Source organism: Streptosporangium sp. NBC_01810, from assembly GCF_035917355.1.
Taxonomy (GTDB): domain Bacteria; phylum Actinomycetota; class Actinomycetes; order Streptosporangiales; family Streptosporangiaceae; genus Streptosporangium.
This window is the reverse complement of sequence record NZ_CP109070.1, coordinates 4,191,279-4,217,671: the sequence shown is the minus strand read 5'-3', so window position 1 is coordinate 4,217,671 and position 26,393 is coordinate 4,191,279. Positions and strand designations below refer to the sequence as shown.

General features: G+C 70.5%; 25 protein-coding genes and 1 pseudogene. 18 read left to right on the top strand and 8 right to left on the bottom strand.

Annotation, left to right across the window (positions count from 1 at the left end; genetic code table 11):
• Both thiS and thiO read right to left on the bottom strand, forming a co-directional pair.
• Nucleotides 1-201: a sulfur carrier protein ThiS gene (gene thiS, locus OIE13_RS18175; RefSeq protein ID WP_326638204.1), complete on the bottom strand. Its 201-nt coding sequence runs from the start codon at nt 199-201 to the stop codon at nt 1-3.
• Complete coding sequence (thiO, locus tag OIE13_RS18170) at nt 198-1,334, bottom strand: glycine oxidase ThiO (RefSeq protein ID WP_326638205.1); 1,137 nt, start codon at nt 1,332-1,334, stop codon at nt 198-200. The genes thiS and thiO overlap by 4 nt, the downstream gene beginning before the upstream one ends.
• Before the next feature lie 314 nt (nt 1,335-1,648).
• On the opposite strand from thiO, the gene OIE13_RS18165 reads away from it, so the two are divergent.
• Genes OIE13_RS18165 through thiE form a run of 3 tightly spaced genes read left to right on the top strand, consistent with a single transcriptional unit; the run spans nt 1,649 to nt 3,871 of the window.
• Nucleotides 1,649-2,827 (top strand): NAD(P)/FAD-dependent oxidoreductase, encoded by a 1,179-nt coding sequence (locus OIE13_RS18165; RefSeq protein ID WP_326638207.1) that lies wholly within the window; start codon nt 1,649-1,651, stop codon nt 2,825-2,827.
• Nucleotides 2,828-2,877: 50 nt separating this feature from the next.
• The gene (locus OIE13_RS18160) at nt 2,878-3,252 is read left to right on the top strand and encodes an Rv2175c family DNA-binding protein (RefSeq protein WP_326638209.1); all 375 of its coding nucleotides are present in this window, start codon (nt 2,878-2,880) and stop codon (nt 3,250-3,252) included.
• Nucleotides 3,230-3,871 (top strand): thiamine phosphate synthase, encoded by a 642-nt coding sequence (gene thiE, locus OIE13_RS18155; protein WP_326828443.1) that lies wholly within the window; start codon nt 3,230-3,232, stop codon nt 3,869-3,871. Before OIE13_RS18160 ends, thiE begins: the two co-directional genes overlap by 23 nt.
• A 227-nt stretch (nt 3,872-4,098) precedes the next feature.
• On the opposite strand, the gene OIE13_RS18150 is transcribed toward thiE, so the two are convergent.
• A complete protein-coding gene (locus tag OIE13_RS18150; RefSeq protein WP_326638213.1) occupies nt 4,099-5,166 on the bottom strand; it encodes a polyprenyl synthetase family protein in 1,068 nt (355 codons plus the stop codon).
• Nucleotides 5,167-5,567: 401 nt separating this feature from the next.
• Here OIE13_RS18150 and metF point away from each other — a divergent pair, with 401 nt between their 5' ends.
• On the top strand, nt 5,568-6,500 hold the full coding sequence (metF, locus tag OIE13_RS18145; RefSeq protein WP_326638215.1) for a methylenetetrahydrofolate reductase [NAD(P)H]: 933 nt from the start codon (nt 5,568-5,570) through the stop codon (nt 6,498-6,500).
• Between the two features lie 26 nt (nt 6,501-6,526).
• Here the strand turns inward: metF and OIE13_RS18140 are convergent, their stop codons facing one another.
• On the bottom strand, nt 6,527-7,075 hold the full coding sequence (locus tag OIE13_RS18140) for a GNAT family N-acetyltransferase (RefSeq protein WP_326638217.1): 549 nt from the start codon (nt 7,073-7,075) through the stop codon (nt 6,527-6,529).
• Between the two features lie 83 nt (nt 7,076-7,158).
• Nucleotides 7,159-7,635: a YbaK/EbsC family protein gene (locus tag OIE13_RS18135; protein WP_442811550.1), complete on the bottom strand. Its 477-nt coding sequence runs from the start codon at nt 7,633-7,635 to the stop codon at nt 7,159-7,161.
• Between the two features lie 119 nt (nt 7,636-7,754).
• On the opposite strand from OIE13_RS18135, the gene OIE13_RS18130 reads away from it, so the two are divergent.
• Complete coding sequence (locus OIE13_RS18130) at nt 7,755-8,558, top strand: L,D-transpeptidase family protein (protein WP_326638220.1); 804 nt, start codon at nt 7,755-7,757, stop codon at nt 8,556-8,558.
• Between the two features lie 384 nt (nt 8,559-8,942).
• A complete protein-coding gene (locus OIE13_RS18125; protein WP_326638221.1) occupies nt 8,943-9,389 on the top strand; it encodes an SAV_6107 family HEPN domain-containing protein in 447 nt (148 codons plus the stop codon).
• 159 nt (nt 9,390-9,548) lie between these two features.
• On the opposite strand, the gene OIE13_RS18120 is transcribed toward OIE13_RS18125, so the two are convergent.
• The 3 genes from OIE13_RS18120 to OIE13_RS18110 form a co-directional block, all read right to left on the bottom strand.
• Nucleotides 9,549-10,679 (bottom strand): PP2C family protein-serine/threonine phosphatase, encoded by a 1,131-nt coding sequence (locus tag OIE13_RS18120; protein ID WP_326638223.1) that lies wholly within the window; start codon nt 10,677-10,679, stop codon nt 9,549-9,551.
• A 217-nt stretch (nt 10,680-10,896) separates the two neighbouring features.
• Nucleotides 10,897-11,391, bottom strand: coding sequence for a transcriptional regulator BldD (gene bldD / locus OIE13_RS18115; RefSeq protein ID WP_326638225.1), 495 nt, complete (start codon nt 11,389-11,391; stop codon nt 10,897-10,899).
• 408 nt (nt 11,392-11,799) lie between these two features.
• Complete coding sequence (locus tag OIE13_RS18110; protein WP_326638227.1) at nt 11,800-13,044, bottom strand: arginine deiminase; 1,245 nt, start codon at nt 13,042-13,044, stop codon at nt 11,800-11,802.
• Nucleotides 13,045-13,348: 304 nt separating this feature from the next.
• Between OIE13_RS18110 and pyrR the strand changes: the two genes are divergently transcribed.
• The 12 genes and pseudogenes from pyrR (at nt 13,349) to coaBC (ending at nt 26,391) form a co-directional block, all read left to right on the top strand.
• Nucleotides 13,349-13,918 (top strand): bifunctional pyr operon transcriptional regulator/uracil phosphoribosyltransferase PyrR, encoded by a 570-nt coding sequence (gene pyrR / locus OIE13_RS18105; RefSeq protein ID WP_326638229.1) that lies wholly within the window; start codon nt 13,349-13,351, stop codon nt 13,916-13,918.
• Entirely contained in the window at nt 13,915-14,844 is a 930-nt protein-coding gene (locus tag OIE13_RS18100) for an aspartate carbamoyltransferase catalytic subunit (RefSeq protein WP_326638231.1), read from the top strand. Before pyrR ends, OIE13_RS18100 begins: the two co-directional genes overlap by 4 nt.
• Nucleotides 14,844-16,172 carry a dihydroorotase gene (locus tag OIE13_RS18095; RefSeq protein WP_326638233.1) on the top strand — a complete coding sequence of 443 codons (1,329 nt, stop codon included), beginning with the start codon at nt 14,844-14,846 and terminating at the stop codon, nt 16,170-16,172. The genes OIE13_RS18100 and OIE13_RS18095 overlap by 1 nt, the downstream gene beginning before the upstream one ends.
• Before the next feature lie 124 nt (nt 16,173-16,296).
• Nucleotides 16,297-17,400, top strand: a pseudogene (gene carA, locus OIE13_RS18090) (glutamine-hydrolyzing carbamoyl-phosphate synthase small subunit); the annotation flags it as partial.
• A 316-nt stretch (nt 17,401-17,716) separates the two neighbouring features.
• Nucleotides 17,717-21,013 carry a carbamoyl-phosphate synthase large subunit gene (gene carB, locus OIE13_RS18085; RefSeq protein ID WP_326828442.1) on the top strand — a complete coding sequence of 1,099 codons (3,297 nt, stop codon included), beginning with the start codon at nt 17,717-17,719 and terminating at the stop codon, nt 21,011-21,013.
• A gap of 50 nt (nt 21,014-21,063) precedes the next feature.
• Nucleotides 21,064-21,915 (top strand): dihydroorotate dehydrogenase electron transfer subunit, encoded by an 852-nt coding sequence (locus tag OIE13_RS18080; RefSeq protein WP_326647027.1) that lies wholly within the window; start codon nt 21,064-21,066, stop codon nt 21,913-21,915.
• Nucleotides 21,905-22,879, top strand: coding sequence for a dihydroorotate dehydrogenase (locus OIE13_RS18075; protein ID WP_326638237.1), 975 nt, complete (start codon nt 21,905-21,907; stop codon nt 22,877-22,879). The genes OIE13_RS18080 and OIE13_RS18075 overlap by 11 nt, the downstream gene beginning before the upstream one ends.
• A complete protein-coding gene (gene pyrF / locus OIE13_RS18070; RefSeq protein WP_326638239.1) occupies nt 22,876-23,589 on the top strand; it encodes an orotidine-5'-phosphate decarboxylase in 714 nt (237 codons plus the stop codon). The genes OIE13_RS18075 and pyrF overlap by 4 nt, the downstream gene beginning before the upstream one ends.
• Before the next feature lie 185 nt (nt 23,590-23,774).
• A complete protein-coding gene (gene mihF / locus OIE13_RS18065) occupies nt 23,775-24,098 on the top strand; it encodes an integration host factor, actinobacterial type (RefSeq protein ID WP_326638241.1) in 324 nt (107 codons plus the stop codon).
• 136 nt (nt 24,099-24,234) lie between these two features.
• Nucleotides 24,235-24,864: a guanylate kinase gene (gmk, locus tag OIE13_RS18060; RefSeq protein WP_326638242.1), complete on the top strand. Its 630-nt coding sequence runs from the start codon at nt 24,235-24,237 to the stop codon at nt 24,862-24,864.
• Nucleotides 24,865-24,876: 12 nt separating this feature from the next.
• Entirely contained in the window at nt 24,877-25,140 is a 264-nt protein-coding gene (rpoZ, locus tag OIE13_RS18055; RefSeq protein WP_030909981.1) for a DNA-directed RNA polymerase subunit omega, read from the top strand.
• A 9-nt stretch (nt 25,141-25,149) separates the two neighbouring features.
• The gene (gene coaBC, locus OIE13_RS18050; RefSeq protein ID WP_326638247.1) at nt 25,150-26,391 is read left to right on the top strand and encodes a bifunctional phosphopantothenoylcysteine decarboxylase/phosphopantothenate--cysteine ligase CoaBC; all 1,242 of its coding nucleotides are present in this window, start codon (nt 25,150-25,152) and stop codon (nt 26,389-26,391) included.
• Nucleotides 26,392-26,393: the final 2 nt, after the last annotated feature.

Genomic DNA, 26,393 nt, shown 5'->3' with positions numbered 1-26,393 from the left:
TCACCCTCCCTGAACCGCGGTGAGCACCTCGACCCGGTCGGCCTCCGCCAGCGCGGTGGCCTCCCAGGCGCCGCGCGAGACGACTTCGTCGTTCACCGCGACGGCCACCCCGCTCCGCATGCCGGTCAGCCGCTGCACGGCCTGCGCGACGGTCGCCCCCGAGGGCAACTCGTGCGCGGCGCCGTTGATGGTCACGTTCATGACAGCTCCTGCTGTGGGTGCTCCTGGAAGCGGAGGGGTGAGCAGATCGGGGAGAGCTCGGGGTCGGTCTCGCCCGAGCAGAGGTCGGCGGTGAGCGGGGCGAGGAGTACCCCGCCCCGGTGGTGTCCGGTGGCCATATGGAGGCCGGGCACGATCGTGGGACCGACCAGCGGCAGGTTGTCCGGGGTGCCGGGGCGCAGTCCCGCGGCGACCTCGGCCACCTCCAGCTCGGTCACGCCGGGGACGAGCTCCCGCGCGTCGCGCAGCAGCTCCCACAGCCCACCGGCGGTGACGCGGGTGTCGAAGCCCATCTCCTCCTGCGTGGCGCCGAGGACGATCTCGCCGTCGCCGCGTGGCACCAGGTAGACGTTCGAACCGTGCACGACCCCGCGCACGCATCGCCGCAGGATCGGCGTGGGGGAGCGCAGCCGCATGATCTGGCCCTTGACCGGCCGCACCGGGGGAAGTGCCTCGGGCGGCATTCCCGGCAGGGAGCCCGACCAGGCCCCGGCGGCGAGGATCACCTTCTCGGCCCCGACGCTCTCGCCGGTCGCCAGCCCTACCCCGGTGACCGCTCCGGCGGCCGTGAGCAGCTCGGTCACGCGGGCGCGCACCAGGGCACCGCCCGCCCGCTCCAGGGCGGCGAGGAGTGCGGTGGTGACCCTCCTGGGGTCCACCCAGGCGTCGCCGCCCGCCAGCAGACCGCCGCGGACAGCGGGGGCCAGCATGGGTTCCAGGCGGCGGCACTCGCGGCCGGTGAGCCGCTCGGCGGGCAACCCCAGCTTGGCGGCGAAGGCGGCGAGGTCGTCCAGCGCGGCCAGGTCGTCCGAGCCGAAGGCGACGTCGAGGGTGCCGTCGGTGCGGTAGTCGAGGTCGTGCCCGCCGGCGTCCGCCAGTTCGGCGGCGAAGGCGGGCCAGCGGGCCAGGGAGGCCAGGCCCAGCCGCAGGAGCGGCTCCTCGGTGTAGGTGACCTCGCTGACCGGGGCCAGCATGCCGGCCGCCGCGTGCGAGGCGCCGGAGGCGGGCGCGGGGTCGGCCACCGCCACCCTCAGGCCCCGGCCGGCGGCACGCCAGGCCACCGACAGCCCGATCACCCCCCCGCCGACGACGAGGAGGTCGAAATGGTCCGCCATAAGTGCTCCGCTCCCTTCGCCGGCATGACCCGGATCAGGTTCGTGGCGGTCGAGGGCCCGCTCGCGGTCGCCTCCGGACCTCGCTCGCCTCGTGCCGTGCGGATTTCCTCCTCGCGCACCACCTGGCTCGCGCAGGGTCCTTCGTCGTCCCGCGGCCCTCCTCTCAGCCCGGTGCGTTCCGGGCTCCCGCGCGTCTTCCCTTCACCCTAGTGGGTCCGGCAACACGCCTAGAGCGTCAGATGTGAGGTAAATACCATTTTCGTTATCAACGACCGTTGGTAGGAGTACGGTGCTGACGCTTATGGTCAGGAAGTGTGAATCATGTCGTAGTGGTAGGCGCCGGCTTGGCCGGTGTACGCAGCGTCGAGGCGTTACGGGCCCGCGGGTTCGGCGGCAGGATCACGCTGATCGGGGAGGAGCGGCACAGACCATACGATCGTCCACCCCTGTCCAAGGGGGTGCTGCTCGGCGAGACCGACTCCACAGTCGTCGACTCCGACCTCGACGCGCTTGAGGTCGACTTCCACGCGGGTGTCTCCGCCAAGGGGCTCCACCCCGGAGTGGTCGAGACCACCGAGGGCGAGCTGGCCTACGAGGGCCTGGTCATCGCCACCGGCGCGCGCCCGATCCGGCTGCGCGGGGACGGCCCCCAGCACGTGGTGCGCACCATCGACGACGCGCTCCGGCTGCGTTCCCTGCTCGGCAGGGGGACGAGGGTCGCCGTGATCGGCGCGGGCTGGATCGGCGCCGAGGTGGCCACCGCCGCTCGCAAGGCGGGGTGCGTCGTGACCGTCGTCGAGGCCGCGGCCACCCCGCTGTCCACCGCGCTCGGCCAGGTCGGTGCCTACACCGCCCCCTGGTACGCGGAGGCGGGCGTCGACCTGCGCCTGGGCACCATGGTCGCCTCGGTCGAGCACGGGGGGCTCATCCTGGCCGACGGCTCCGCGGTCGAGGCCGACGTGGTCGTCACGGGTGTCGGCGTGCGGCCCGCGACCGAGTGGCTGGCCGGCTCCGGCATCAGGCTCGACAACGGCGTGGTCACCGACGAGCACCTGCGCACCTCGCTGCCCGGCGTGGTCGCCGTGGGCGACTGCGCGGCCTGGTGGTCGCGCCGCTACGGCGTGCGCCTCCGCGTCGAGCACTGGGACACCGCCCTGGGCGCCCCGGACGTGGCCGCGGCCACGCTCGTCGGCGACGTCGCCGTCTACGACCCGGTCCCCTACTTCTGGTCCGAGCAGTTCGGCCACATGGTCCAGTACGCCGGGCACCACGACGGCGCCCGCCTGATCCGGCGCGGAGACCCGGCGGCCGAGGGAAAGCCCGGGTGGGCGGTGTGCTGGGTGACCGAAGACGACCGGCTCGCCGCGCTCCTGTCGGTCAACCGTCCCCGCGACCTCGTCCAGGGGCGCCGCCTCATCGAGGGCGGACGGCGCCTCGATGTCAATCGCCTCGCCGACCCTGCGATAGCGTTGCGCGACTGTACGGTGGCGTAACCTCGCCGCCAGGTGTTTGGCGAAGGGCTCGATGTGGTAGTGGTGGATTCGTGACGCTTTCTGTTGCGCAGATCGACCGGGAGACCGACCAGTTGGTGGGCGAGTGGCTCACCCTGACCGAGGTTGCCAGGAGGCTCAACCTGAGCGCCGGTCGCGCCAAGCAACTTCTCAAGGACCGCAAGCTCATCGGAGTGCGCAGGGGCGGTGGTGAGCCACAGGTCCCTGCGGCCTTCCTCGCCGGCGCGGACGTCGTCAAGGGGCTGCCGGGCACTCTCACGGTGCTCCTCGACGCCGGATACGACGACGTCGAGTCGCTCCGCTGGCTTTTCACCCCCGACGACACGTTGCCGGGCTCGCCGGTCGACGCGATCGTGGCGGGCCGCCACACGGAAGTGAAGAGACGTGCCCAAGCCCTCGGTTTCTGACGCCCGCCTGTATCTGTGCACCGACGGGCGACGTGACCGGGGAGACCTCGCGGACTTCCTCGACGCCGCCCTCGCGGGCGGGGTCGACATCGTGCAGCTGCGCGAGAAGGGCCTTGAGGCGGGTGAGGAGATCGACCTCCTCGCCGTCTTCCGTGAGGCCTGTGACCGGCACGGCAAGCTCCTGGCCGTGAACGACAGGGCCGACATCGCCTATGCGATCCGTCCCGACGTGCTCCATCTCGGCCAGGGCGATCTGCCGGTGCCCATCGTGCGCGACATGCTCGGCGACGACATCCTCATCGGGCGTTCCACTCACGCCCCCGAGGAGGCGTCCGCCGCGGCGGTCGAGCCCGGCGTCGACTACTTCTGCTGCGGCCCGATCTGGCCGACACCCACCAAGCCCGGCAGGCACGCTCCGGGCCCCGGCCTGCTCGGGCATGCCGCGGCCCTGGAGACCGAACGGCCCTGGTTCGGCATCGGCGGCATCGACCTCGTCAACCTGGACGAGGTCATCTCCTACGGTGTGCGCCGGGTCGTGGTCGTGCGGGCCATCACCGAGGCCGACGATCCCAAGGCGGCGGCCGAGGAGTTCAAGCGGAGGCTGGCGGCCGCCGCCTGAGCCCCTTCGCTCGGCGGCGAGGAGCGTGTCTGCCGGCGCGTCCCGGTGAGGGCGGGCGTACCGGCCGGGTGAATTCCTTCGCCCGGTGGCGAGGAGCGTGTCTTTGGCATCCCCTCTTTGGCATCCCCTCTTCGACGTCCCCGGCCTGGCGGGTGGGATGCCGGCCGGGGCACCGGTCCGTGAACCGGACCGGTGCGCAGACCGTGTGATCCGACCAGGTGCGCCGGTCAGGTGCGCCGGGAGGTGGCGGCCACCGCGAGGTCGGCCAGGGCCGCGCGGGCCTCGGGGCGGATCGGGGAGCCCTTCAGCGAACCGAGGGCGTTCTCCAGGTACCCCTTGATCAGGTCCTCGCAGGCCGCGAGCGCCCCCGTCTCCTTGATGATCCGGCGCAGCCGGTCGACCCCGGCCTCGTCCAGATCCGGGTCGCCGAGCGTGGTGCGTACCACCTGTTCCTGGGAGGCCGAGGCGACGGCGAGCGTGCGGGCGATGAGCATCGTCCGCTTGCCCTCTCGAAGGTCGTCGCCGGCCGGTTTACCGGTCTCGCCAGGGTCGCCGAACACGCCCAGGATGTCGTCGCGAAGCTGGAAGGCGATGCCCACGGACCGCCCGTACTCCTCGCAGAGCCGGTCGATCCAGGGTTCCCTGCCCTGGGCGGCCAGCACCAGCCCGAGCCGGAGCGGCTGTTCCACGGAGTACTTGCCGCTCTTGAAGAGGGCGACCCGCAGCGCGCTGTCAAAGGTGCCCTCGCCGTGCGCCTGCTCCAGCAGGTCGAAATACTGGCCGCACATCAGCTCGGTGCGCATGTCGTCGTGCACCTTCTGCGCCGCCGCCAGCGAGGCGGCCGGCAGACCGCTGTTGCGCCACATCTCGCCGGACCAGATGAGCATCAGGTTACCCAGCAAAATGGCCGCTCCCTCGCCGAACTGCTCGGCGGAGCCGTGCCAGCCCGCCTTTCTGTGCAGTGCCTCGAACCTGCGGTGCGCCGAGGGCATGCCCCGGCGCAGGTTGCTGGCGTCCATCACGTCATCGTGTACCAGGGCGCTTGCCTGGAGCAGCTCAAGGGAGGCGGCAGCGGAGAAAAGCGCGGGGTCGTCACCTCCGCCCGCACCACGCCAGCCCCAGTAGCAAAAGGCGGGCCGCAACCGCTTACCGCCCGCGAGGAAGTCCTCGGCCGCGGAGACAAGGGGGGCCAGCTCGGGAGCACTGACCTGCGGACGCTGCTGTTCGACGAACCGCCGGAGAGCATGGTCCACCTCGGACCGGATCATGTCCAGTGCGATCGCAGAAGTGGTCATCGAATACCTCCGGTGTGGAGACCCTGGGCTTCAGCTCTGGGGGGAAGAGACGGTGCGGTGCCGCACGTTCCGGCACCGTGTCCGGCGGCGATGACACCCCGGCCACCGTACGCATGATCGACATGGGCCTTCCCGCCGGGTCGGCGGAGAGGTGAAACGCTTGTGGAGCCGGGGTGAGACACGACACCTCCGGGTTTCCCGCGACTGACTGCGAGGCAGGAAACCCAATCTATGAAAGATGGGATCCTCCGGCTTCGGCGCCGGAAGGAGGTCAAGTAATGAGATTAACGGTCCAAGGGGATATTTCGATCTAGCAGGGTGGTTGTTTTGCGCGGAGCCCACCCCATGGATGATCGTGATCTGATCGGTCACCCGAGCGGCCGGGTCGGTATCCTTGCCTCATGGCTCTGGGTCGCCCGTCCGTCCTTCCAGATCGTGTCGCCACCGTCCGCGAACTCCTCGCCGCCGGTGCCCACTCGTTCTCCTTCGAGTTCTCCCCTCCGAAGACCGACGAGGGGGAGCGCCAGCTCTGGCGTGCCGTCCGCGAGCTGGAGGCGCTGCACCCCACCTTCGTGTCCGTCACCTACGGCGCCGGCGGCAGCACCCGCGATCGCACCGTCGACATCGTCGAGCGGATCGCCCGTGAGACCACGTTGACCCCGGTCGCCCACTTCACGGCCGTCAACCACTCCATCCGCGAGCTGCGCCACCTGGTCGGCCGGTTCGCGGGGGCGGGCGTCCGCAACATCCTCGCCGTGCGGGGCGACCCGCCGGGCGACGTGACGGGCGAGTGGGTGCGCCACCCCGAGGGCGTCCTGTACGCCGAGGAGCTGGTCAGGCTCATCCGCCAGTCCGGCGACTTCTGCGTGGGCGTGGCCGCCTTCCCCTACAAGCACCCCAGGTCCGACTCGATCGAGTCCGACACCGAGTACTTCGTGCGCAAGTGCCGGGCGGGCGCCGACTACGCGATCACCCAGATGTTCTTCCGCGCGGACGACTACCTGCGGCTCCGTGACCGGGTGGTGGCCAGCGGCTGTGACACGCCGATCATCCCCGGCATCATGCCCGTCACGCAGGTGAGCACCATCGCCAGGTCGGAGCAGCTCTCCGGCGCGCCGTTCCCGCCCGAGGTGGCAGAGAGGTTCGCGGCCGTGGCCGACGACCCGGCCGCCGTGCGCAGTCTGGGCATCGAGCTCGCCGCCGAGCTCTGCCAGACCCTGCTCGACGAGGGCGCGCCCGGCATCCACTTCATCACCTTCAACCGCTCCAGCGCGACCCGCGAGGTCTTCCAGGCGCTCGACCACGGGCCGAAGGTAACCCCGCCGGCGGTCTGAGCCGGAGAGGTCCCCCGCCGGGAGGCTCAGCCGCCCAGCGGGAGGACCGTCCCGACGATCGCGTACCGCTCGTGCCCGCCGGGGAAGACGAACTGCGTGAGCAGGTCCACGAAGCCCATGCTCCGGTAGAGGTGCCGGGCCGCGGTGGGCCGGTCGCGGGTGGACAGCACGGCGGTGCGCTCCAGGCGGCCCGCGCACATGCCCGTGATCATCGACCGCCCGATGCCCTTGCCCTGGTAGTCAGGGCGGACGTGGATCTCGGCCAGCTCCAGCGCGTCGCCCAGCCAGCCGCGGGCGCTGCCCTCGCCGTGTTTCTCGGCGAGGGCCCGCCGGACCACGTCGTGCCACCACTGGCCGGGAACCCCGTGGAAGCCGTAGGCGATGCCCACCGGGGTGCCGTCGGAGAGCTCGGCGAACAGGCAGGTGAAGGCGGGATGGGTGGCGTGGTTTCCCATGATCGCTTTGCGGCCGGCGATCTGGTCGGCGGGCGGATTCATCGCCTTGGTGTAGACGTCGAGGACCGCGTCCAGACGGAGCGTGAACTCGTCGGGGCCGATCCGTCGCAGTCCGATCACGCGTCGCACCCTAGCAGGGAGGGCGTGACGCGGGTCATCTCCAGGGGCGGGAACGCCGCCCGGCGCTCACCGCCGGATCGCGGTCATTCGACCTCGACGGGGACCCCGCCGGTGATGCGGACGAGCTCGTCGAAGGAGGTCGGGAAGACGGTGTGCGGGTGGCCGGCGGCGGCCCAGACGACGTCGTACTTGCCCAGCCAGGTGTCGACCAGCGTCCTGACCGGGGCGGGGTGGCCGATCGGGGCGACGCCGCCGATGACCTGGCCGGTGGCCGCCCGAACGAAGGCGGGATCGGCGCGCTTCACCTTCGCCACGCCGACCGTCCTGGCGATCAGGGCGGTGTCGACCCGGTGTGCGCCGCTGGTCAGGACCAGGAGCGGCTCGCCGTCGGCGTCGAATATCAGGCTGTTGGCGATGGCGCCGACCTCGCAGCCAAGCTGCGCGGCGGCGCTGGCGGCGGTCGGGGTGGCCTCCGAGAAGGTGACGACCTCACCGGGGACGGCGTGCTCACGCAGCACGGCGGTGACTTTCTCAACGTTCGGATGCAACTTTTCTGGCACCTGGCCACTCTAAACGGGTTGACCGTTTATTGCCGCTTCATAACCGGCGGCTTGCATGGGGAACCCGTGCGCTATGGTCCCTTGACCTGATCCATAGTGATATGAGGAGTTGGTGGAAAGTGGGGGTTGGACAGCGGCTGGGAGCGGCCACGCTGATGACGGCGGGGGCCGTGCTCCTCTCTTCCGTGGGCGTCACCTTTTCCGCGGGCGCGGCCGAGGCCCGGGCCACGGTCTCGGCCGCGCCGGTCGTCGCGACGAGGACCGAGGTGTCCCGGTTCGCCGCCCCCGGCAAGACGCTCAGGCTCGGCGCGAAGGGCGCCGCGGTGAAGGTGCTCCAGGAGAGGCTGGCCGAGCTCGGCTACGCCCCGGGCAGGGTCGACGGCCGCTACGGCGGTGCGACTCTGACCGCGATCTGGGCCTTCCAGAAGGTCAACGGCATCTCGCCGACCAGCACCGTGGCGCGCAGGACCTGGAAGGCCCTGGAGAGCCCGCTGGCGCCGAAGGTGCTCGTCCCCAAGGGCAAGCCGACCAGGGTGGAGGTGAACCTCACCACCCAGGTGATGGTCCTCTACGTCAACGGCGCGGTGAAGCTGATCAGCCACACCTCCTCGGGCAGTGGAATCGCCTACTGCGAGACGGCCACCTGGGAGGGCAGGACCCAGCGGTTCTGCGGCGACGCCCGCACGCCGACGGGCGACTACAAGACCACCTGGCGCAGGGACGGCTGGCACAAGTCCTACCTGGGCCAGCTCTACAACCCGATCTTCTTCAACGGTGGCATCGCCTTCCACGGCGCGCTGTCGGTGCCGCTGGCACCCGCCTCCCACGGCTGTGTCCGGTTGCCGATGCACGTGGCGGAGGTCCTTCCCGGTCTGATCGGCACCGGGGTGCCGGTGCATGTCCGAGGCAGGTTCGCCCGGTAGTGCGGCGGAGCGGGCGATCCGGCGGGCACTGACCCGGCGGACGGTTCGGTGGCCGGAGGGCAGGGGCCCCGGGAGACGGAGATCTCCCGGGGCCTCCGTCATGTCCGTCATATCAGAAGATCGAACTTTTGTTCGTCGCTCTACTTGACAGCATTAGTGGTCGAATTTATGTTCGATGTAATGACGCGGGGCTCGCGGCCCGTGTCCAGGGTGGTCGACCGGATCCACGTCGTCGGAGGAGACGATCGGGCCCAGGTCGGGGCGGGCGGGGAGAGGGGAAGCTCCTCGTCCGGCCGCCCGGCGGATTTGTCGGTGGGGTCTGCGAATGTTGACACCGCCGGTGAAAACGCCGGGAGCCGCTTGCGACCAAGGAGGCTGACACACATGACCCCTCGGCTCGGCGATTCCGGTGGGCCCCGGCTGTCCCCCACGGTGCGGGCGCACCTCACAGACGCGCGCGACTGCCTCGAAGAGGCCGCCGCCGCCCGGACCTCCGCCGCTCGCTACGTCGCGGCCCACCTCGCGGCGCTCAGGGCGGCCGCCGCCGTCCTGGCCGCGCGACCCCGTCCAATGGAGGGCCGCAGGCGCAGGCTGCGCAGTGCCTGGGAGCTGCTGCCGCAGGCCGAGCCCCGGCTGGCCGGGTGGGCGCCCTACTTCGAGACGAGCGCGGCCAAGCGGGCCGCCGCGGAGGCGGGTCTGACCCGCACGGTGTCGTCGCGAGACGCCGAGGAGCTCATCTCCGAGGCGGAGCGCTTCGTCACCGAGGTCGAGAGCCTGCTCGGGCTGCCGGCGCAACCCGTGCTCCCCGGCCGAGTCCCCCTGGCGGGTTAGGTCGCCTCCGGCGGGATCCTGCCGTGGCGAGGGGCGGTCAGCCGGTCCTCGCCACGGCGGTGACCGGCGACAGCGCGGCGGGGCGCCGCTGACCGGCCGCGGTGGCAGCGGATCCAAGGGGGCCGGTCTGGCCTGGCCTGGTCTGGCCTGGTCTGGCTTTTACGCCGCCGAGGAGTTCTCGTGGGCGGCGCGCTGGCGCAGCAGGAGCATGGCGGCGTCATCGCCCAGCGGCCTGCCCACGTGGTGGAGCAGGTCCGCGCGCAGGGCGTCCAGCGCCCCTTGAGGGTCCTCGCCGTCCAGCAGGTACGCCCGCTCCGACAGCGGGTAGAACTCGCCGGTTCCGCTGCGCGCCTCGATGACCCCGTCGGTGTAGAAGAGGACCTGGTCCCCCAGCTCGAAAGGGATGCGGTGCGGCGACGGCTTGCTGACCTGGAGCGTGCTCATCCCCAGCGGTAGCGCCTCGTCCGGTGGGTCGGCGAACCAGATCACGCCGTCGGCGTCCAGCACCATGGGCGGGGGGTGGCCGCAGTTGATGACGGTGATGGTGGAACCGCCGCCGATCTCGGCCAGTACGGCGGTCACGAACTGCTCGCCGGACAACTCGCGGGTCAGCGCCTTCTCCAGCCGCTTCACGACGCCCTGGAGCTTCCTCTCGTCGTGGGCCGCCTCGCGGAAGGCGCCGAGCACCACGGCCGCGGTCTCCACGGCCTCCAGCCCCTTGCCCTGGACGTCTCCCACGATGATCCGGACCCCGTGCGGGGTGGTGACGACCTCGTACAGGTCACCGCCGATCCTGGCCTCGGCCGTGGCGGAGGTGTACGAGACGGCCACGCCTATGCCGGGACCGGCGCGGCGGGGCACAGGGCGCAGCAGCACCCGCTGGGCCGCCTCGGCCACCGAGCGCACGTCGGCGAGCTGGCGCTCGTGGCGCAGCCGTCCGGCGCTGGCCAGCACGCTGGCCACGGTGACACCGAGGATGGCGAACATGGTGATGTTGGTACGGGGCGTCCAGAGGATGTCGTTGTAGATGCCGAGCGCGACGCACAGCACCAGGGCGACGGCGCCGATCACGGTGGTGCGGCCCAGGCCGCAGGCCACGCTGGCGAAGGCAGGGCCGAGGGCGAGTAGCGGGAGGAGGCCGGAGGTGGGGCCCGAGCCGAAGTCGATCACGGCCACCACGGCCATGACGACGAACGGCAGCAGCTTCAGGGTGTCCTGGGTCCTGGTGGTGCCGATCGATGCCAGCAGGCGCAGGAAAGTGCGCGTCCTGGTTGAACCCAGCGACACCATGACGGAGTGGAGACGGTTTTTCGGGTGCGGTCGAGAGTGATCGAGCCGATCATCTCCCGAAGTCATGTCCACCGTATCTCGCCAATCGAATGTTTGCCTTTTCCTACCACAGCGGCCGTGGGCCGGGGCGGGATGAAGTCAACGTTCCGCTGAGAGCAAGATTTTCGGGAGCGGAGTGGGCACGCCGGTTCCGGCGCACCCACGACCGGTCAGGTGGTCAGAAGGACTCGACGGCGCGGCGCGCCTCGGGGTCCAGGACTCCCCAGCCGATGAGCTCCTCGGTGAGCTCGCCGGGGGACTTGTCGTAGATCACGGCAAGGGAGCGGAGGTCCTCCTGGCGGATGGACAGCACCTTGCCGTTGTAGTCGCCACGCTGGCTCTGGATGGTGGCCGCGTAACGGGCGAGCGCGCCGGCCTTCTCCTTGGGGAGCTGGGCAAGGCGCTCAAGATCGATCACAAGCTTCGGTGTCGGGCCGAGAGGGCTGGGAGCAGCCCCTCCGGGCAGCAACTCCGATACCGGCACCCCGTAGAAATCAGCCAGCTCGGCAAGCTTCTGCACGGTGACGGCACGGTCGCCACGCTCGTAGGAACCCACGACGACCGCCTTCCAGCGCCCGCGGGACTTCTCTTCGACTCCGTGCAGGGACAGGCCCTGCTGGGTGCGGATGGCGCGGAGTCGTGCACCCAGCGACTTGGCATACTCAGACGGCATGGTGTGGCCCCCCGGCTCTGTATGTACTGCTCTCAACTTGATTGTGCTACCTCGCAACTTATGCCCCGGTCACCGGGTTGGCGCCCGGGGTAGGTGTCTTCGGTGACCGGTGCGTCAGGGTTCACCCGATAACGCCACGAGGTGTGGTTACGGACAGTGACGGTAAAGCTGTGGGCGCCTAAGGTCAAGCTGATTGGAAAAAAGATGCCGAATCCGATCCGATGTGGTCCGCCTCAAACGCCGTACTTGTCCTACCGTGCATCGCGAAACCTCTGGTTTTTGCGGGATTTTCGCTAGCTTCAGGCTTCTTCTGGGGGATTCGGGGCAACATCATCGTCGGGTACGGCGGCAAGCGTATGATCTTCAATGACGCGGCCGCGAGGAATACCCGGTGCGACGATGCGGTGGTCAGATGCCGTCGCGTTCGAGCGGGCAGCTCATGCAGCGCGGGCCGCCCCGGCCCCTGCCGAGCTCGCTGCCCCGGATCGTGATGACCTCGATCCCGTTGCGGCGCAGGTGGTTGTTGGTGGTGGTGTTGCGCTCGTAGGCCACGACCACGCCGGGCCGCAGGGCCAGCACGTTGCAGCCGTCGTCCCACTGCTCCCGCTCGGAGGCGTACACGTCCTGCGTCGCGCTGAGAACCTTGATGTCGTCCAGGCCGATCGCCCGCGCGATGGCTCTGTGCATGTCCTCGGGGGGATGGTCGGTGATCTTGAGTTCCTTCTCGTTGTCGCCGGGCTCGACGGTGTAGGAGGGCAGCATGCCCAGCCCCGCGAACTTGGTGAAGACCCCGACGTCCACATTGGTCATGACCGTGTCCAGGTGCATGAAGGCCCGCGCCTTCGGCATGTCCAACGCGACGATCCTCGTCGCGGAGCCCTTCCCGAACAGGCTTCGGGCGAGCATCTCGACGGCCTGCGGCTGGGTGCGCTCGCTGATCCCCACCAGCACCGCGTCCCGGCCGATGACGAGCACGTCGCCGCCCTCGATGGTGGCCGGCGCCGCGGGGATGCCGGGCATCCAGACGTGGTAGCCGCCCTCGTCGGGCCGGTCGTAGCCGGGTGCGAAGGCGGGGTGGTAGCGGTAGATCGCCTCCATGTTGACCGTCTCGCGGCGGCGGGCCTTCTTCCTCATCGCGTTGATCGAGACGCCGTCGTAGATCCAGCAGGAGGTGTCGCGGGTGAAAAGGTGGTTGGGCAGCGGGGGCAGGACGAAGTCGTCCGGCCTGAGCGTGTGAAAGGCGAGGCTTTTGGGATCGGTGCCCATCTCCACCAGTTCGCGCTTGGTGATGCCGCCGGTGAGGTAGCGCTGGAGCACGCTGGACTCCATCGAGTCCAGCGCGTTGCGGATGGCGTCGACGGCCATCGGGCCGAAGTAGCGCTCGTCGGCGATGCCGTCCAGGATGTGCTTGCGCGCCTGGGGGATCTCGACGGTCTCGTGGAGCAGGTCGGAGAGCATGTGAACGGTGACGCCCTGGTCGACCAGGAGTCTCTGCCACTCCTCGTGCTCCTCCACGGCGCGCTGGACCCACAGCACGTCGTCGAAGAGGAAATCGTCCTTGTTCGACGGCGTGAGCCGTTTCAGGGCCAGTTCGGGCCTGTGCAGCAGGACCTGGTGGAGCCGGCCGACCTCGGAGTCGACGTGAAAGGTCATTTCTCTTCCTTCGCGGCTGGTGACGAGACCGTCGGGAGGGCTGCGCCCCGGATCCCCTGGGCGCGCTCGCCATACTTCACCTTTGTGCGGATCTAAAGCGCATACCCGTCCAGAACCATGGGAAGTCAGCGAAGATCACGATATTTATTTACCTTTGGGAAGATCGCTGAGGCGGGCGTCCGGCATCCGTCGAGGTGAGGCCGGGTGAGCCTGGGCAGAGGTGGACCGTCACGCGGCTGGTAACGTAAGAGCGCTGACTCCCTTTAAGACCCGTCCAGTGAGGCGGGAAAGGTGGTGTTACTCCTTGGCCGATGCCATTTCGCATGCGCTGAGCGGCGCGCGCGCCGTCCTTGAGGAGCCCGATATCAACCGGGCTCTGGTCCGCATCTCTCACGAGATCCTTGAACGGACCAAGGGGGGCGAGAACGTCGTCCTGCTGGGCATCCCCACGCGCGGTGTCCACCTGGCCCGCCGGTTGGCCGCCCACATCAAGCAGTTCGAGGGTCGTTCCGTGCCCGTCGGCTCCCTCGACGTCACGATGTACCGAGACGACCTGCGCCTGCGTCCCGCCCGCGCGCTGGGCCGCACCGAGCTGCCCGCCGACGGCATCGACGGCAGGACCGTCGTCCTCGTCGACGACGTCCTCTACTCCGGCCGCACGGTCCGCGCCGCGCTCGACGCGCTCAACGACCTGGGCCGCCCACAGGCCGTGCAGCTCGCCACCCTGGTCGACCGCGGCCACCGCGAGTTGCCCATCCGCCCCGACTACGTGGGCAAGAACCTGCCGACCTCCAAGTCCGAGAGCGTCAAGGTCTACCTGGAGGAGAACGACGGCCGCGACGCGGTCCTGCTGCTGAAGGAGGACGGCCGGTGAAGCGGCACCTGATCTCGGCGGCGGACCTGACCCGCGACGACGCCCTGCTCATCCTGGACACCGCGGACGAGCTGGCGAAGATCTCGGAACGTTCCATCAAGAAGCTCCCCACCCTGCGGGGCCGCACCGTGGTGAACCTCTTCTTCGAGGACTCCACCCGGACCAGGATCTCCTTCGAGGCGGCGGCCAAGCGCCTGTCGGCGGACGTCATCAACTTCTCCGCCAAGGGCTCCAGCGTCTCCAAGGGCGAGTCGCTCAAGGACACCGCGCTCACTCTGGAGGCGATGGGCGCCGACGCCGTCGTCATCCGGCACGGCGCCTCCGGCGCGCCCTACCGGCTGGCCGGCTGGGTGCGCGGCAGCGTCGTCAACGCCGGCGACGGCACCCACGAGCACCCCACCCAGGCCCTGCTCGACGCCTTCACCATGCGCCGCCGCCTGGGCTCGCTGGACGGCAGGAAGATCACCATCGTCGGCGACGTGCTGCACAGCAGGGTGGCCCGCTCCAACGTGCTGCTGCTGGCCACCCTCGGCGCCGAGGTGACCCTGGTCGCCCCGCCGACCCTGTTCCCGGTCAACGTCGGCTCCTGGCCGTGCGAGGTCTCCTACGACCTCGACGCGATGCTGCCCAAGTCCGATGTGGTGATGATGCTGCGCGTGCAGCGTGAGCGGATGAACGCGGCGTTCTTCCCCACCGAGCGGGAGTACAGCCGCCGCTACGGGCTCGATCGCGAGCGCGTCGTCAGGATGCCCGACCACGCCATCGTGATGCACCCCGGCCCGATGAACCGGGGTATGGAGATCGCGGCCGAGGTGGCCGACTCGCCGCGCTCGACGATCGTCGAGCAGGTCGCCAACGGTGTGACCGCACGCATGGCCGTTCTGTACCTGCTGCTTGGCGGCGCCGACCTCGGGGGAGAGATCTGATGAACGACCGCATCGGGGCCACGCGTGACGGCATCGTCATCAGGGGCGCCAGGATCCTCGGCGGGGAGCCCGCCGACATCCTGATCCGCGACGGCCTCCTGGTGGAGATCGGCCGGGGGCTGAGCGGCGGCGAGACCGTCGAGACCGTCGAGGCCGAGGGCCTGATCGCCCTGCCCGGCCTGGTGGACCTGCACACCCACCTGCGCGAGCCGGGGCGCGAGGACGCGGAGACCGTCACCACGGGCACCCGCGCCGCCGCCCTCGGCGGCTACACCGCCGTGCACGCCATGGCCAACACCGACCCGGTCGCCGACACCGCCGGCGTCGTCGAGCAGGTCTGGCGACTGGGCCAGGAGGCGGGCCACTGCGACGTGCAGCCCGTCGGAGCCGTCACGGTCGGCCTGGGCGGCGAGCGCCTGGCCGAACTCGGCGCCATGGCCGACTCCGCGGCGCGGGTCCGGGTCTTCTCCGACGACGGCAAGTGCGTCTCCGACGCGGTGCTCATGCGCCGTGCGCTGGAGTACGTCAAGGCCTTTGACGGCGTCGTCGCCCAGCACGCCCAGGAGCCTCGCCTGACCGCGGGCGCGCAGATGAACGAGGGCGCGGTCTCCGGCAGGCTGGGCCTGACCGGGTGGCCCGCGGTCGCCGAGGAGGCGATCATCTCCCGCGACTGCCTGCTCGCCGCCCACGTCGGCTCGCGCCTGCACATCTGCCACGTCTCCACGGCGGGCTCGGTGGAGATCATCCGCTGGGCCAAGTCCAAGGGCTGGGACGTCACCGCCGAGGTGACCCCGCACCACCTGCTGCTGACCGACGACCTCGTCGAGGACTCCCCGGTCGGCTCCTACAACCCGATCTACAAGGTGAACCCGCCGCTGCGCACCCGCGCCGACGTCGAGGCGCTGCGCGAGGCCCTGGCCGACGGCACGATCGACTGCGTGGCCACCGACCACGCCCCCCACCCGGTCGAGGACAAGGAGACCGAGTGGGCCGCCGCGGCCATGGGCATGATCGGGCTGGAGACGGCGCTCGCGGTGGTGCAGGAGGCGATGGTGGAGACGGGGCTGCTCGACTGGGCCGGCGTCGCCGAACGCATGTCCTGCGCACCGGCCAGGATCGGCAGGCTTCGGGGACACGGGCAGCCGATCGAGGTCGGCGCGCCCGCCAACCTCACCCTCTACGACCCGGCGGTGCGCGCCGCGGTCGACCCGGCGGGCTACGCTTCCAAGAGTCGCAACACCCCCTACCAGGGCCTTACCCTGCCCGGCCGTGTCGTGGCGACCTTCCTGCGGGGCAGGCCGACGGTCCTGGACGGGAAGCTCGCGTGAGGACCTCCCGCCGCGGCGTGTCGGGCGGGCGCGGGAGCGTCCCGCTCGGCGGGGAAACGGCGAACCAATGTGCCAGATATTTCATACTTTGCGGAGCTGTAGCCGAGATGATCGGGGTGTGTGAGTGACCGCAGTGCTAGTGCTGGAAGACGGACGCGTCTTCCACGGGACCCCCTACGGAGCCGAGGGCGAGACCTTCGGCGAGATGGTCTTCAACACGGGGATGACCGGCTACCAGGAGACACTGACCGATCCGTCGTACCACCGCCAGATCGTCGCGATGACCGCACCGCACATCGGGAACACCGGGATCAACGACGAGGATCCGGAGTCCTCGCGGGTGTGGGTGGCCGGTTACGTGGTCCGCGAGCCGGCCCGGTTGGCCTCCAACTGGCGCTCCAACCGTTCCCTGGACGACTACCTCAGGGAGCAGGGTGTCGTCGGCATCGCCATTCCCGGCACCCGCGCGCTGACCCGTCACCTGCGGGAGCGGGGGGCGATGCGGGCCGGGGTCTTCTCCGGCAAGGCCCTGGCGCCGGTCGAGGAGCTGCTGGAGCGGGTGCTGGGCAGCCCCGCGATGGAGGGCGCCGACCTGGCGGGGGAGGTCTCCACCACCAAGCCGTACGTGGTGCCCGCGATCGGCACGCGGCGGTTCACCGTGGCCGCGGTCGATCTCGGGATCAAGGCGATGACGCCGCACCGGATGGCCGAGCGCGGCTGCGAGGTGCACGTGCTGCCCGCCTCGGCCACCGCGGCGGAGATCCTCGCGCTCGGCCCGGACGGGGTGTTCTTCTCCAACGGTCCCGGCGACCCCGCCACCGCCGACGGGCCGGTCGAGGCGCTGCGCGAGGTCCTTGACGCAGGCGTCCCGTTCTTCGGCATCTGCTTCGGAAACCAGCTCTTCGGACGGGCCCTGGGGCTGGGCACCTACAAGTTGCGCTACGGCCATCGAGGTGTCAACCAGCCGGTACAGCACCGGGGCACCGGCAAGGTGGAGATCTCCGCGCACAACCACGGTTTCGCGGTGCGCGCGCCGCTGGAGGGCGTGTTCGACACGCCGTACGGCCCGGCGGAGGTCAGCCACGTCAACCTCAACGACGACTGCGTCGAGGGGTTGCGGCTGCTGGACCGCCCGGCCTTCAGCGTCCAGTACCACCCGGAGGCCGCGGCCGGCCCGCACGACTCCGCCGGCCTGTTCGACGACTTCTGCGCGTTGATGGCGGGGAAGCGGGGAACGGCCGACGGGGCGACCATAGGCACGGAGCGGTCCGGGGGACGAGCGGGCGGAGTGGCGGACGAGGGACGAGTCCTCCGCGGAGCCGGCGAGGAGCCGGGCGCGACCATAGGCACGGAGCGGTCCGGGGGACGAGCGGGCGGAGTGGCGGACGAGGGACGAGTCCTCCGCGGAGCCGGCGAGGAGCCGGGCGCGACCATAGGCACGGAGCGGTCCGGGGGACGAGCGGGCGGAGTGGCGGACGAGGGACGAGTCCTCCGCGGAGCCGGCGAGGAGCCGGGCGCGACCATAAGCACGGAGGGAAGCAAGGGTGCCTAAGCGCACGGACATCCAGTCGATCATGGTGATCGGCTCAGGACCGATCGTGATCGGCCAGGCCTGCGAGTTCGACTACTCCGGTACCCAGGCCTGCCGCGTGCTGCGCGCCGAGGGCTTCCGGGTGATCCTCGTCAACAGCAACCCGGCGACCATCATGACCGACCCCGAGTTCGCCGACGCCACCTACGTCGAGCCCATCACCCCCGACATCGTCGAGAAGATCATCGCCAAGGAGCGGCCCGACGCGCTGCTGCCCACCCTGGGCGGGCAGACCGCGCTGAACACCGCGATCTCCCTGTACGAGGCCGGCGTCCTGGAGCGCTACGAGGTCGAGCTGATCGGCGCCGACGTCGACGCCATCCAGTCGGGCGAGAATCGCGAGCTGTTCAAGGGCATCGTGGCCAAGGTCGCCGAGGAGCACGGCCTCAACGCCGAGTCGGCCCGCTCGTTCGTCTGCCACACCATGGACGAGTGCCTGGCCGCCGCGGGAGAGCTGGGCTACCCGCTGGTGGTGCGGCCCTCCTTCACCATGGGCGGGGTCGGCTCCGGCTTCGCGCACGACGAGGAGGGGCTGCGCCGCATCGCCGGAGCGGGCCTCGACGCCTCGCCGACCACCGAGGTGCTCCTTGAGGAGTCCATCCTCGGCTGGAAGGAGTACGAGCTGGAGGTCATGCGCGACCGGGCGGACAACGTGGTGATCGTCTGCTCGATCGAGAACATCGACCCGATGGGCGTGCACACCGGCGACAGCGTCACCGTGGCCCCCGCCCTGACCTTGACCGACCGCGAGTACCAGAACATGCGCGACGTGGCCATCGCGGTCATCCGCGAGGTCGGTGTCGACACCGGCGGCTGCAACATCCAGTTCGCCGTCGAGCCGCGCACCGGCCGCATGGTCGTGATCGAGATGAACCCCCGCGTCTCACGCTCCTCGGCGCTCGCCTCCAAGGCCACCGGCTTCCCGATCGCGAAGATCGCCGCGAAGCTCGCCATCGGCTACACGCTGGACGAGATCCCCAACGACATCACGAGGGAGACCCCGGCGTCGTTCGAGCCCTCGCTGGACTACATCGTGGTCAAGGTGCCCCGGTTCGCGTTCGAGAAGTTCTCCGGGGCCGACACGACCCTGACCACCCACATGAAGTCGGTCGGCGAGGCCATGGCGATCGGCCGGTCCTTCCCCGAGGCCCTGCAGAAGGCGCTGCGCTCGCTGGAGAAGAAGGGGGCCTCCTTCACCTGGGCCGGCGATCCCGGCGACAGGGACGAGCTCCTGGCCGCCTGCCGTACCCCGCACGACGGGCGCCTGTTCACCATGCAGCAGGCCATCCGCGCCGGGGCGGGCGCCGAGGAGCTGTTCGAGGCCACCAGTGTCGATCCGTGGTTCGTCGACCAGCTGATCGCGATCGACGAGATGGCCGCCGAGCTGCGCGAGGTGCCGCAGCTGACCGCCGAGGTGCTGACCAGGGTCAAGCGGTACGGCTTCAGCGACGCGCAGATCGCCGAGCTGCGCGGCATGACCGAGTCGCGGGTGCGCGACCTGCGCCACGCGCTCGGCGTCCGCCCGGTCTACAACACCGTCGACACCTGCGCCGCGGAGTTCGCCGCCCAGACCCCCTACCTGTACTCCACCTACGACGAGGAGACCGAGGTCCCCTACGGGGATCGCCCCAAGGTCCTCATCCTCGGTTCGGGGCCCAACAGGATCGGCCAGGGCATCGAGTTCGACTACGCGTGCGTGCACGCCTCCTTCGAGCTCTCCGCGGCCGGCTACGAGACCGTCATGGTCAACTGCAACCCCGAGACGGTCTCCACCGACTACGACACCTCCGACCGCCTCTACTTCGAGCCGCTCACCCTGGAGGACGTCCTGGAGGTCGTCCACGCCGAGCAGCAGACCGGCCCCGTCGCGGGCGTCATCGTCCAGCTCGGCGGCCAGACCCCGCTCGGCCTGGCCCAGGCGCTCAAGGACGCCGGCGTCCCGATCGTCGGCACCTCACCCGAGTCGATCCACCTCGCCGAGGAGCGCGGCGCGTTCGGCCGGGTCCTCGCCGAGGCGGGCCTGCCCGCTCCCAAGCACGGCGTCGCGGTGACCGAGGACGAGGCGCTGGCCATCGCCGCGGAGATCGGTTACCCGGTGCTGGTGCGCCCCTCCTACGTGCTGGGCGGCGCGGGCATGGCCATCGTCTACGACGACGAGACCCTGACCGCCTACATGGCCAAGGCGGGCGCGGCCAGCGACCACCCGGTGCTGGTGGACAAGTTCCTCGACGAGGCCGTGGAGATCGACGTCGACGCGCTCTTCGACGGCGAGGAGCTCTACCTCGGCGGCGTGATGGAGCACATCGAGGAGGCCGGCATCCACTCCGGCGACTCGGCGTGCTCGCTGCCGCCGATGACGCTGGGCGGCTACGACATCAAGCGCATCCGCGCCGCCACCGAGGCCATCGCCAGGGGGGTGGGCGTGCGCGGCCTGCTCAACGTGCAGTACGCCATGTCGGCCAACATCCTGTACGTGCTGGAGGCCAACCCCCGCGCCAGCCGTACCGTCCCGTTCGTCTCCAAGGCCACGGCGGTGCCGCTGGCCAAGGCGGCGGCCCGGGTGATGATGGGCGCCACGGTGGCCGAGCTACGCGCCGAGGGCCTGCTGCCCAGGAGCGGCGACGGCGGCACCATGCCGCTGGACGCGCCCATCGCGGTCAAGGAGGCCGTGCTGCCCTTCAACCGGTTCCGCGGCGTGGACATCGTGCTCAGCCCCGAGATGCGCTCCACCGGTGAGGTCATGGGCATCGACGAGTTCTTCGGCACCGCCTACGCCAAGTCGCAGGCCGCGGCCTACGGCTCGCTGCCCACCAAGGGACGGGCGTTCGTCTCGGTCGCCAACCGCGACAAACGCGCCATGATCTTCCCGGTCAAGGCCCTCGCCGACCTCGGCTTCGAGATCCTCGCCACCGAGGGCACCGCCGAAGTCCTGCGCCGCAACGGTGTCCGTGCCAAGATCGTGCGCAAGCACAGCGAGGGAGTCGGCCCCGCGGGCGAGCAGACCATCGTCCGGCGCATCCTGGACGGGGAGGTGGACCTCATCGTCAACACCCCCTTCGGGAGCCCCGGCCAGTCTGGACCCCGCCTGGACGGCTACGAGATCCGCACCGCCGCCGTGCTGCGCGCCATCCCGTGCATCACCACGGTCCAGGGCCTCGCCGCGGCGGTGCAGGGCATCCAGGCGATCGTCCGCGGTGACATCGGCGTACGGTCCCTGCAGGAGCACGCGAAGCGGTTGCGGAGCGGTTGAGGAGTGAGGCCGGCGCCCCAGCGGAGGTGAGGAAGACGCCTGTTACTCCGGTGCAGGTGACGGGCACGGTGCTGACGACGCGCCGCGTCGACGCCTACCATGCGCTCACCGTGGTGGCGCCCGGCATCGCCGAGCGCTTCCGGCCCGGCCACTTCGTCGGGGTGGCCGCGGGCGGGGCGCAGACGTCGATGCTGACGCGCCGTGCCTTCTTCGTCCACGACGTCAAGCCCGACTACGGCGGTACCGTCGAGTTCGTCTTCTCGGTGAGCGGGCCGGGCACGGCCTGGCTGGCCGACCGGCGCGCCCGCGACACCCTCGACCTGGTGGGCCCGCTCGGCCGCCCGTTCCCGCTGCCCAGAGACCCGGTGACCTGCGTCCTGGTCGGTGCCGAGCACGGCTCGGCGACGCTGTTCACCGTGGCCGACGCCCTGCAGCGGCGCGGCTGCCGTGTCGACTTCGTCCTCGGCGCGGCCTCGGCCGACCGGGTGTTCGGCGCCCTGCGCGCCAGGAGGATGGGGGAGACGACCACGCTGACCACCGAGGACGGCTCCCTGGGCATGCGCGGCCGGGTGACCGACGTGCTGCCCGGCGTGATCGCCGACGTGCGGGCCGACGCGGTCTACGCCTGCGGTCCGATGCCGATGCTGCACGGCGTCACCACGGTGGCCGTCGAGTTCGACATCCCCGTCCAGGTGGCGGTCGAGGAGCGGATGGCGTGCGGGATCGGCGTGTGCATGACGTGCGTGCTGCCGGTCATCGGGGACGACGGGGTGACCCGGATGGTGCGCTCGTGCGTCGAAGGACCGGTCTTCAGGGGCGAACGCGTCCGCTTCGACGACGTCGGGACGATCCCGTTCGACGCGCTGGGAGCGCCCGGTGGAGGAACGCGCAATGCCGGTTGACATGCGGACGTACCTGGGGCACGTGGAACTGGTCAACCCCGTCACCACGGCCGCCGGGTGCGCGGCGTCCGGCTCCGAACTCGCCCAGTTCTTCGACCTCGCCCGGATCGGCGCGTTGACCACCCGGTCGATCACGATGGCCCCTCGGGCGGGCCGACCGACCCCCAGGATGGCCGAGACGCCCTCGGGCATGCTCAACGCCGTCGGGCTTCAGGGGCCGGGGGTGGACGTCTTCCTGGAGCGCGAGCTGCCCTGGCTGGCCCAGCGGGGCGTGCGGACCGTGGTGTCCATCGGCGGCGGTACCGTGGCCGAGTACACCGCGCTGGCCCGCAGGCTCACCGACGCGCCCGGCGTCACCGCCGTGGAGGTCAACCTGTCGTGCCCCAACATCGAGGACCGGGGCCGGGTCTTCGCCCGCGACGGCGCGGCCTCCGCCGAGGTGATCGCCTCGGTGCGCTCGGTCATGCGCTACGACGTGCCCGTGGTGGCCAAGCTCTCCCCGGATGTCATGGACATCGTGAGCGTGGCCCGCGCGTGCGTGGACGGCGGTGCCGACGCCCTGTCGATGATCAACAATCCGCTCGGCATGAGCATCGACACCGAGGCCATGCGGCCCGTGCTCGCGGCGGTCACCGGCGGCCTGTCGGGACCCGCGGTCAGGCCACTGGCCGTACGCTGCGTGTGGCAGGTCCACGCGGCCCTGCCCAGCGTGCCCATCATCGGGATGGGCGGCGTGCTGACCGGCAGGGACGCCTTCGAGCTCATCCTCGCCGGAGCCTGCGTCGTCGCCGTGGGGACCGCGCTGTTCCACGATCCCTACGCCTGCCTGCGCATCCTCCGTGAACTGGAGGAGATCCTGGCGGCCCGGGGGTTCCACCGGCTGGCCGACGTGGTCGGGCTGGCACACCGCCCGCCGGGGGCGTCCACCCGGCACCGGATAGATCTTGAGGAGAGTTCCCTGTGACGCCCGCACCCATCGCCGTCGCCCTGGACGCGCCAGACCTCGAGACCGCGGCTCACTGGGCGAGCCTGGTCACCCCGCACGTCACCACGGTCAAGGTCGGGTTGGAACTCTACCTCCGCTACGGCCCCGACGTGATCGCCTCCGTCCGGGGCGCGAGCGGGGTGCGGGTCTTCCTCGACCTGAAGCTCCACGACATTCCCAACACCGTCGCGGGCGCCGCCAGGGCCGTGGCCCGGCTCAAGCCCGCCATCCTGACGGTCCACGCCACCGGCGGCCCCACGATGATCCGGGCGGCGGTGGAGGCCGTGCCCAACACCCAGATCGCGGCGGTGACGTTGCTCACGTCGCTCTCGGAGGCCGACCTGGAGCAGATGGGCGTCAGGGGCCCCTCCCAGGACGCCGTGCGCCGCCTGTCGGCCATGGCCGTCGCCGCGGGCGCCCAGGCCCTCGTCTGCTCGCCGCGCGAGGTGGCCGCGGTGCGCGCCGAGGTCGGGCCCGACATCACGCTCATCACCCCCGGCGTCCGTCCCGCCGGCGCCGAGAGTCAGGACCAGGCAAGGGTAGCGACTCCGGAGCAGGCTTTCGCCGACGGGGCGGATCTTCTCGTGATCGGCCGCCCGATCACCGGTTCCGCCGACCCCGGCGCGACGGCCGCGGGCATCGCCGCGGCCCTCCGGCGCACCTCCGCCGCCGCTGGACACGGCGCATGACACAACCCCGGAAAACTCGGCGTTGAGTGCAGTTTCGTCCACACAGAGCAACATTGTGATCACAGAAAGTCACGAAGTTGATTTTCTGGGGGGATAAAGTGGTCTTGACGTTGCTTGAAGCGCCATGACCAGCTAGTTTCCCTTCCCGTCCGAGTACATCGACAGGAAATTCGAGGTGACCCGGCGTGGCTCTTCCTCCCCTAACCCCTGAGCAGCGCGCCGCAGCCCTAGAGAAGGCTGCCAAGGCCCGCCGAGAGCGTGCCGAGGTTAAGAACCGCCTGAAGCACGGTGCGGTCTCTCTGACTGAGGTGCTCAAAGACGGGCAGGCCGACGACGTCATCGGCAAGATGAAGGTTTCGGCCCTTCTGGAGTCGCTCCCCGGCGTGGGCAAGGTTCGCGCCAAGCAGCTCATGGAGCGGCTTGGCATCGCAGAGTCCCGCCGCGTGCGGGGCCTGGGCACGAACCAGCGAGCTTCGCTCGAGCGTGAGTTCGGCGGGGCCGAGAGCTAATCTCGGTTCATACGACCACGTTCACCCCATATGGGGACAGCATCACGGGGGGTTTGGAGTGACCGGAACGTCGCGGTCCGACGAGAGTCGGACTCCGGAGGCAACCGCCGAGGGCGGAGCCGGTCGCTCCACATCCTTGGCCGGAGGTCCGAAGGGGGCGCGAGCCCTCGCCGGACTCCCGGCCGGTAGGCGCCTGACGGTCCTGTCCGGGCCGTCGGGCGTCGGCAAGTCCACGGTCGTCGCCGAGCTTCGGCGGGCACACCCCGAGGTGTGGCTGTCGGTCTCGGTGACCACCAGGAAGCCCCGTCCGGGGGAGACCCACGGGGTTGAGTACTTCTTCGCCGACGACGAGGAGTTCGACCGCCTCGCCGGCTCCGGCGAGCTGCTTGAGTGGGCCGAGTTCGCCGGAAACCGGTACGGGACGCCGCGCGGCCCGGTGCTCGAGAAACTCGCCGCCGGGGTGCCCACGCTGCTGGAGATCGACCTCCAGGGCGCCAGGCAGGTCCGTGCGACCATGCCCGAGGCCCTGCTGGTCTTCCTGGCCCCCCCGACCTGGGAGGAGCTGGAGAAGCGCCTGCGCGGCAGGGGGACCGAGCCCGAGGACGTCATCGCCCGCCGCCTGGCGGCCGGCCGGATCGAGATGGCGGCCGAGCGGGAGTTCGACCTGACGCTCGTCAACACGTCAGTCCAGGATGTATGCCATCGGCTGATAGCCTTGTTGGCTGATGCTCCCGAGGGTTCACGCCTCGGACGTTCACCTAGCTAGGGGAAATCACACGTGGCAACCAGCGCCGCCTACTCCGAAGGCATCACCAACCCGTCGATCGACGCCCTGCTCGACATCGTCGACAGCAAGTACAGTCTCGTGATCTTCGGCTCCAAGCGGGCGCGTCAGATCAACGCCTACTACTCTCAGCTCGGCGAGGGCCTGCTCGAGTACGTCGGCCCGCTCGTCGAGACCCACGCGCAGGAGAAGCCGCTCTCCATCGCGCTGCGCGAGGTCAGCGAGGGCCTGCTCACCTCCGAGCCGATCGAGGGCTGACCCACCTCGATGCCGACCGCAGGCGAGGCCGAGACCTCCGTGGTTCCCAGCAGGCCGAGAGTCGTCCTCGGTGTGAGCGCGGGCATCGCCGCCTACAAGGTGTGCGAGCTGTTGCGCCTGTTCACCGAGTCCGGCCACGACGTGCGCGTGGTCCCGACCAGGGAGGCGCTCCGCTTCGTCGGCGAGCCGACCTGGGCCGCGCTGTCCGGCAACCCGGTCACGACCGACGTCTGGGAGTCGGTGCACGAGGTGCCGCACGTCCGCATCGGACAGGGCGCCGACCTGGTGGTCGTCGCGCCGGCCACCGCCGACGTGCTCGCCAAGGCCGCCCACGGGCTGGCCGGCGACCTGCTGACCAACACGCTGCTCACCGCGCGCTGCCCGGTGGTGTTCGCCCCCGCGATGCACACCGAGATGTGGGAGCACCCCGCGACCCGCGCGAACGTGGCCACGCTCCGCGAACGCGGCTCGATCGTCGTCGATCCCGCGGTGGGCCGCCTGACCGGGGCCGATACGGGCCCCGGCCGCCTGCCGGACCCGAAGGAGATCTTCGAGGTCTGCCGCCGCGTCCTCTCCGGGCGCCCCGCCGACCTGGTGGGCCGTCGCCTGGTGATCTCCGCGGGGGGCACCCGCGAGGCCATCGACCCGGTCCGCTTCATCGGCAACCGTTCCTCGGGCCTGCAGGGTTACGCCCTGGCCCGCACGGCCGTCGCCCGGGGGGCCGAGGTCACCCTGGTGGCCGCCAACGTCGCCCTGCCCGACCCCGCGGGGGTCAGGGTGGTCCGGGTCACCTCGGCTCTGGAGTTGCGCGACGCCGTGCTGGAGGCAGTGGAGGGCGCCGACGCCGTGGTCATGGCCGCCGCCGTCGCCGACTTCCGGCCCTCGGCGCGGAGCGGGTCGAAGATCAAAAAGACCGCCGATGAGCCTGATGCCATCCATCTAGTGAAAAATCCCGACATTTTGGCGGAGTTGGGTGAGCGGCGCCGCGAAGGGCTCAAGCCGTACCCTCAGGTGATCGCGGGATTCGCGGCCGAGACCGACGACGTCCTCGCCAACGGGCGGGCCAAGCTCACCCGCAAGGGCTGTGATCTGCTCGTCGTCAACCAGGTCGGCGACGACCTCGCCTTCGGCACGCCCGACAACGCGGCGGTGGTCCTCCTCTCCGACGGGGAGCGGGTCGACATCCCGCGCGGCCCCAAGGAGGCGCTCGCCGAGGTGGTCTGGGACCTCGTCGCCGCGCGCCTGGCCTGACC

Bases quoted from the DNA above. Each gene is read 5' to 3' on its own strand.
- thiS (WP_326638204.1), bottom strand. From the start codon at position 201: ATGAACGTGACCATCAACGGCGCCGCGCACGAGTTGCCCTCGGGGGCG.
- thiO (WP_326638205.1), bottom strand. From the start codon at position 1,334: ATGGCGGACCATTTCGACCTCCTCGTCGTCGGCGGGGGGGTGATCGGG.
- OIE13_RS18150 (WP_326638213.1), bottom strand. From the start codon at position 5,166: ATGACCACTTCTGCGATCGCACTGGACATGATCCGGTCCGAGGTGGAC.
- metF (WP_326638215.1), top strand. From the start codon at position 5,568: ATGGCTCTGGGTCGCCCGTCCGTCCTTCCAGATCGTGTCGCCACCGTC.
- OIE13_RS18125 (WP_326638221.1), top strand. From the start codon at position 8,943: ATGACCCCTCGGCTCGGCGATTCCGGTGGGCCCCGGCTGTCCCCCACG.
- OIE13_RS18120 (WP_326638223.1), bottom strand. From the start codon at position 10,679: ATGGTGTCGCTGGGTTCAACCAGGACGCGCACTTTCCTGCGCCTGCTG.
- bldD (WP_326638225.1), bottom strand. From the start codon at position 11,391: ATGCCGTCTGAGTATGCCAAGTCGCTGGGTGCACGACTCCGCGCCATC.
- OIE13_RS18110 (WP_326638227.1), bottom strand. From the start codon at position 13,044: ATGACCTTTCACGTCGACTCCGAGGTCGGCCGGCTCCACCAGGTCCTG.
- OIE13_RS18095 (WP_326638233.1), top strand. From the start codon at position 14,844: ATGAACGACCGCATCGGGGCCACGCGTGACGGCATCGTCATCAGGGGC.
- OIE13_RS18075 (WP_326638237.1), top strand. From the start codon at position 21,905: ATGCCGGTTGACATGCGGACGTACCTGGGGCACGTGGAACTGGTCAAC.
- coaBC (WP_326638247.1), top strand. From the start codon at position 25,150: ATGCCGACCGCAGGCGAGGCCGAGACCTCCGTGGTTCCCAGCAGGCCG.